This window comes from Helicobacter rappini, from assembly GCF_900198625.1.
Lineage (GTDB): Bacteria > Campylobacterota > Campylobacteria > Campylobacterales > Helicobacteraceae > Helicobacter_A > Helicobacter_A rappini.
Map to the genome: position 1 here is coordinate 81,601 of NZ_FZPK01000011.1, position 6,672 is coordinate 88,272.

Genomic DNA, 6,672 nt, shown 5'->3' on the forward strand with positions numbered 1-6,672 from the left:
TATGGAAGATACAGGAAAAATCAAGCAGACTTTAACCATTACAATAGTTGATGAAAATGGTTCAAAGCAATTTACAATGGCAAAGGTTATGCAAAAAGTCGTCATGTATGGTGGCGTTATATTGTGCGTAGTGATTGTGCTTGGTTATTTTGCTATGTCTTCTTTTATAGAACAGCTTGATGATATTAACACTGCAAAGCAAGAATCTTATCAAGCATTCCAAGACATGTATCAGCAAAATGCTTTTTTACAAGATGATATACAAAGCAAAACAGAAGAGTTGCAAGCTATGCGTGATAGGGTTGCGGATTTAGAAAAAATGGTAAATTTTAACTCTTTTAACAACGATAAAGCTAACATTAGTCATATAGACTTGCAAGCGCTTCCAGACACACAAAAAGCAACCATCTTGCAGATTATCCCAAATGGCAATCCACTTACTATGTTTGAAATGAAGCATAAAACAGAGAGAAATGCAAGGGATTATGGGTTAATTGATATGCAATATGCAGCAATCCAAACGCATGGTGGCAATACGGGATATGACTATTATACAAGCAAAAGTGAGCCAGTGTATGCAACAGCTGATGGCTTGGTAGAATCTACACGCGATGGCAATCAAAGATATGGATATGGCAATATCGTAAGACTTTCGCATGTGTTAGGCTTTAGTAGTGCTTATACAAACCTTGATAGGATAGCGGTAAAAGTTGGCGATTTTGTAAGTAGGGGTGATATTATAGGTTACACCACTTCAAGCCCGGGCAAAAATCATACAAGCTTGTATTATGAAGTGAGATTCCTAAGTCAAGGTTTGGATACACTATCCTTTATTGATTGGGATACGCAGAATTTTCAATCTATTTTTAATGTTGAAAAAAATGCAAATATAGATATGCATAGTCTTATGTGGGCGTTAAACGATATTGCAAAGCTTAATGATATGTCTTCTCATTTTGCCCTTGATGAAGGAAATTCGCAACAAAAAGAAAGATTAAATATTACAAAAGAATCATTAGATTCTAAAGTTACACGCAATCCCAACAATATGCAAGATTCTATAAAGAGTATTACATCACAACGATATGCAGAAGCAAAACAAGGCGGTATGTGATGAATGCAAATAAGCGTCTTGTCATTATGATTACAGATTTAAATGGATCGAAGTTTATTAATGTTGATATGATATTTCGCCAAGTTGGTGCGTATTTATTCGTCTTTTTACTTACTTTAGGCTTGTTTGCCTATATCAGTATTGTTGTGATACGGAAAGAAATACATAATATGCAATTAAGACATACTCATCTTATGAGTGAATTTGCAAGTATGCAACAACACAACGAGAAGCTAAATGAAGCATTGCAAGAAAAAGATGAGGAAATCGCCCTTGTTGGCGATAGATTTGAAGATATAGAAAATGTTGTTGGTACGAATAAAAATCTAACAGATACAATAGCCTTATTAGATAATGCTGACCTAAATCTATTAGATAGAATGGATACAGCCTCAATTACTGCGCTGCAAAAAACTTTTATTATGAAATTTATCCCTAATGGCAGCCCCATTAATATCGACTATCGTTTGTCTGCTCCTTATGGGAAGCGTTATCACCCTATTTTACACATTTATCATATACATACTGGGGCTGATATGGTAGCTCCAATGAATACCCCCGTATATGCAACTGCTGATGGCGTTGTAGATTGGGCGAGTAGTAGCGGAAATGGTGGTTATGGGAAACTTGTAAAGATTTCCCATTCATTTGGATTTAGAACATATTATGCGCATTTAAATGATATTAAGGTGCAAAGGGGGCAATTTGTAAAAAAAGGGCAGCTGGTGGCGCTTACTGGCTCTTCAGGAGCTAGTACGGGTCCCCACTTGCACTATGAAATACGATTTTTAGGGCAACCTATTGATCCTATGAATTTCGTGCATTGGAACATGCAAAATTTTGACCTTATTTTTGAAAGAGAAAGGAGAATATCATGGCATTCTTTGCTTCAGATAATAAACAATCTAATGGGAAGGAAACAACAGGAGGCGCTGCAACAATAATTGCAGTCAATACGAAGTTTAAAGGCGAGATACACACAGATTGCCATTTCCACACAGATGGAGAGTTTGAGGGCGTTATCCACTCTAAAAATACCGTCATGGTGGGTAAAACTGGAATTATTATAGGCGATGTTTTCGCGCAAAAAGTTATTGTTAGTGGCAAGATTACAGGCAATGTCGAGGCAAAGGCGATTGAGATTCTAGCAAATGGCAGATTGGAGGGCACAATCACATCAGATGAGCTTGTGATTGAGAAGAAAGGTATGTTCCTTGGACAATCTAAAAGCAACAATAATAAAGATGTAAAGCTATTAAGTGATGCACAAAAACCACAATCTAGCATTGAGCTAAAAAAGTGATATATACACAGCTTGTTTGCAAGTGAGCCTTAGTGTTGGAATCTAGATATTTAGGCATAGTATGTCTTGCAAGATAGGTTGCAGTTTGATATATTTATACATCTTTTATCTACTGCTTCACATGCATGAGATTGGTAGATTAGTCTTGTATAGTTTTTATATGCAATATATAAAGCCCCAGTTGTTATAACACTTGTCGTTTATGGATATGCCTATTACGGCAACAACCTTTTATCCTATACTACTCTATACAAATTTAGATTTCATATCCTTATTTTTCAACAATGGAATTCCCATAGTTTTTAACGAATATAACGCTTGAAAATAGCTATAACTTTATTGGAAGTTAGAGTTTTTTTGGTTGGTAAGCTAGAAACTAGATTCTATTAAGAATAAAAGGTTTCACAAACAAAGCTTTCTAAGCCCATCTCGCTAGAAAACTTTGTATAGTAAAAAAATGCAGAATAATATGTAAAGCCTTGCGGCAGAGTATGCAATCTTGCAACACCCCGCAAAACTTCAAAACAACAAAATGTCCTACAAAGCAAAATCTTTTATCTTATCAAACTCTAAGTATTTATACACTTTGTTTGTATTATCGCCTAATTTTTGCGGCACGATTTCTAGATACTCTTCAAGCTTTGGTAAGCGTCCAAGCTTCGCACATACTGCCCCTAGCTCTGCACTGCCTAGATAAACTTGTGCGCCTTTACCCATGCGGTTATCAAAGTTTCTAGTTGATGTAGAGAATACTACTGCATTATCCTTTACACGGGCTTGATTCCCCATGCAAAGGCTACAGCCCGGCACCTCAATCCTAGCACCCGCCGCACCAAAGAGAGAGAAATATCCCTCATCGCTTAACTGCTTAGAATCCATTTTTGTCGGTGGCACAAGCCAAGTTCTAGTAACACTTTGCCCCTCATTTTTCATAATCTCACCAAACGCCCTGAAATGCCCGATATTTGTCATACAGCTACCAATAAAGACTTCATCAATATTTTTTGGTCGTTTTGGATCAGCTAAAATCTCACTCAAAGTTGCTACATCATCTGGGTCATTAGGACATGCAAGGATAGGGTCTTTAATCTCGCTTAAATCAATCTCAATAACAGCTGCATATTCTGCGTCTTTATCTGCTCTTAATAGCACGGGATTATTAATCCACTCTCGCATTTTTTCTGCTCTTCTTTTCAAGGTTTCTGCACTGCCATAGCCATCTTTTATCATCGCATCAATAAGGGCAATATTAGATTCCAAATACTCAATAATAGGCTCTTTATTTAGCGTAATGGTGCAAGCTGCTGCACTTCTCTCCGCACTCGCATCGCTTAGCTCAAATGCTTGTTCCACCTTAATATCTTCAAGCCCTTCAATCTCTAGAATCCTACCGCTAAAAATATTCTTTTTATTTTGTTTTGGCACGGTTAAAAGCCCTTGCTTAATTGCATAATAAGGGATAGCATTCACTAAATCTCTTAGCGTAATGCCCGGATTTAGCTTCCCTTTGAAACGCACTAAAACAGATTCTGGCATATTAAGCGGCATAGACCCTGTAACCGCGGCAAATGCAACAAGCCCACTACCCGCAGGGAAACTTATCCCAATAGGAAAGCGAGTGTGAGAATCTCCACCTGTGCCAACTGTGTCTGGCAAACAGAATCTATTTAGCCAAGAGTGAATAACGCCATCTTTTGGACGCAAGGCAACACCACCGCGACTTGTCATAAAGTCTGGTAAAGTAGCCTGCAAGCTTACATCAGCTGGTTTTGGATAAGCTGCGGTATGACAGAAGCTTTGCATAACAAAATCAGCACTAAATTTAAGACTTGCTAACTCTTTTACTTCATCTCTTGTCATCGCACCTGTGGTATCTTGAGATCCTACCGTTGTTGCTTTTGGTTCGCAATACTCACCCGGTCTTACTCCATCTTTGCCACATGCGATGCCTACCATTTTTTGCGCTAGAGTGTAGCCTTTTGTGCTTTTCTGTGGTTTTTCTGCTTGTGCGAATTCTTTTGATTCTTCTAAGCCTAAAAACTTTCTTGCCCTATTTGTTAAGCCTCTTCCAATAATAAGGGGGATTCTTCCACCTGCCCGTATTTCATCAATGATAGTAACAGGGCTTAAGCTAAATGTGCTTACCACCTTAGAATCTTTTAGAATCTCACCACTATAAGGCTTTAGTGTAATAACATCGCCTTCTTTTAAAGAATCCACATTAGCAATGATAGGCAAACAGCCGCTATCCTCACATGTCGCAAAGAAAATAGGGGCGATAATACTACCTATAACAAAGCCACCACTCTTTTTATTTGGCACATAAGGAATCTCATTGCCAAAATGCCACACAATAGAGTTACAAGCAGACTTTCGGCTGCTTCCAGTGCCTACGACATCGCCTACATATACTACACTTGCGTTATTATCTTTTGCGATTTTTTTAATGTTTTCTATGCGGTTTTCATAGTTTTCAATACGACTCTTCAGCATTGCTTTAGCATGCAAGGGAATGTCACTTCGCGTAAAAGCATCACTTGCTGGGCTTAAGTCATCAGTATTTGTTTCGCCATCAATCTTAAGCACAACAAGTTTAATTTCTTCTTGCAGCTTTGGCTTTGAGAGAAACCACTCTGCATTCGCCCAAGATTCTATAATCTCTTTTGCAAGGGCGTTTGTCTTACTCATATTTGCAATAGTATCAAATGTATCATAGACTAAAAGTGTATGTTTAAGCGCATTTGCTGCTTCTTTTGCAACCGCACTATCACTAGATTCTATAAGCTTAACAAGATAGGGGACATTATACCCACCAAGCATTGTGCCAAGTAGCTTTGTAGCTTCTATACTATTTATTACGCTGCATTTTTCTGTGCCATTTGCGATATTGCCTAAAAACTCTGCCTTAAGCTTTGCTGAATCATCAACGCCCGGATTAATGCGATTAGCAAGTAAATCCTTACAAAAAGCCTTGTTAGTTTCATCACTACCTTTTAGAATCTCAATTACCTGCTTTGTCTGTGCGATATTTAAAGCTAGTGGTGGCACACCCTCCTTACTTCTTTCTGCAACATTGTTTTCATATTCTTTCACAAAAATTTCCATACCCATGATGTCTCCTTAAATTGACACTTAATTAATACTTGCATAAGCAAACATTATTAACTTTAAGTTGCTATAATCTTAGCACATAACATTGGGAATTTAGTGGTTGCATATCACTACAAGTGGAGTTTTTATCATGATAGCACAAAATGTAACAGAACTTATCGGCAAGACACCAGTTATAAAGTTGAATAAGCTTTCTCAAAAGTTTGGGGCAAATATATTCGGTAAATGCGAATTTATGAATCCTAATAGTTCAATCAAAGATAGAATCGCTATGGCAATGATCTTTGATGGCATGAAACACGGGACAATCACGCAAAATACTACGATTGTTGAAGCTACAAGCGGAAATACGGGCGTTGGCTTAGCGGGTGTATGTGCGTCTCTTGGACTGCGACTAATCATTGTTATGCCAAGCTCAATGAGTATTGAGAGAAGAAAGGTTATGGCAGCACTTGGTGCAAAGATAGAGCTAACCGCACCAGAAAAAGGCATGAAAGGTGCATTAGAGCGTGCAGAAGAGTTGCGTAATACTTATAAAAACTCTTTAAGCCTTAATCAATTCGACAATAAAGCAAATGTAGCAATCCATAAGGAAACAACCGCAAAAGAGATTCTAGAATCTTTTAAAGACACTTCTATTGATATATTTGTAGCAGGTGTTGGCACTGGTGGTAGCCTAACTGGTATTGGCAGTGTTTTAAAGGAAAAATATAAAGATATACATATTGTAGCTGTAGAACCTGCAAGCTCCCCTGTGCTAAGTGGTGGTGTGCCTGCTCCACATAAGATTCAAGGCATTGGTGCGGGATTTGTGCCCTCAATCCTTGATACAAAAATTTTCAATGAAATATTGCAAGTAACAAATGAAGAGGCATTTGGCATGGCAAGAACTATTGCTTCAAAAGAAGGCTTACTTGTAGGCATATCAAGTGGGGCAAATGTGTATGCAGCAAAGATGTTGGCGAAAAAATACCCAAATGCAAACATTCTGACAATGCTAAATGACACAGGTGAGCGTTATCTCTCAACAGAGCTATTTGAAGGTGGAGAATAATCTTAAGAGCTTTTTAGAATCTTTCGTTGCTTCGCTAGAGACTTGAGGTATTAATATAGTTTGATTTCCGGGAAATATGCTTATTTTGAC

5 protein-coding genes are annotated in these 6,672 nt (G+C 37.8%); 4 read left to right on the top strand and 1 reads right to left on the bottom strand.

Annotation, left to right across the window (positions count from 1 at the left end; genetic code table 11):
- The first annotated feature begins 1 nt into the window (after nucleotide 1).
- From C6H17_RS03220 to C6H17_RS03230, 3 genes are read left to right on the top strand one after another with little or no spacing between them, the layout of a single operon-like run.
- A complete protein-coding gene (locus tag C6H17_RS03220) occupies nucleotides 2-1,114 on the top strand; it encodes a M23 family metallopeptidase (protein WP_005217889.1) in 1,113 nt (370 codons plus the stop codon).
- Nucleotides 1,114-2,058, top strand: coding sequence for a M23 family metallopeptidase (locus C6H17_RS03225; protein WP_005217887.1), 945 nt, complete (start codon nucleotides 1,114-1,116; stop codon nucleotides 2,056-2,058). Before C6H17_RS03220 ends, C6H17_RS03225 begins: the two co-directional genes overlap by 1 nt.
- Complete coding sequence (locus tag C6H17_RS03230) at nucleotides 1,989-2,417, top strand: bactofilin family protein (RefSeq protein ID WP_005217884.1); 429 nt, start codon at nucleotides 1,989-1,991, stop codon at nucleotides 2,415-2,417. Before C6H17_RS03225 ends, C6H17_RS03230 begins: the two co-directional genes overlap by 70 nt.
- A gap of 537 nt (nucleotides 2,418-2,954) precedes the next feature.
- Here C6H17_RS03230 and acnB read toward each other — a convergent pair.
- Nucleotides 2,955-5,522 (bottom strand): bifunctional aconitate hydratase 2/2-methylisocitrate dehydratase, encoded by a 2,568-nt coding sequence (acnB, locus tag C6H17_RS03235; RefSeq protein WP_005217882.1) that lies wholly within the window; start codon nucleotides 5,520-5,522, stop codon nucleotides 2,955-2,957.
- Between the two features lie 136 nt (nucleotides 5,523-5,658).
- Here acnB and cysK point away from each other — a divergent pair, with 136 nt between their 5' ends.
- Nucleotides 5,659-6,582 carry a cysteine synthase A gene (gene cysK, locus C6H17_RS03240; protein WP_020995953.1) on the top strand — a complete coding sequence of 308 codons (924 nt, stop codon included), beginning with the start codon at nucleotides 5,659-5,661 and terminating at the stop codon, nucleotides 6,580-6,582.
- The last annotated feature ends 90 nt before the right edge of the window (nucleotides 6,583-6,672 follow it).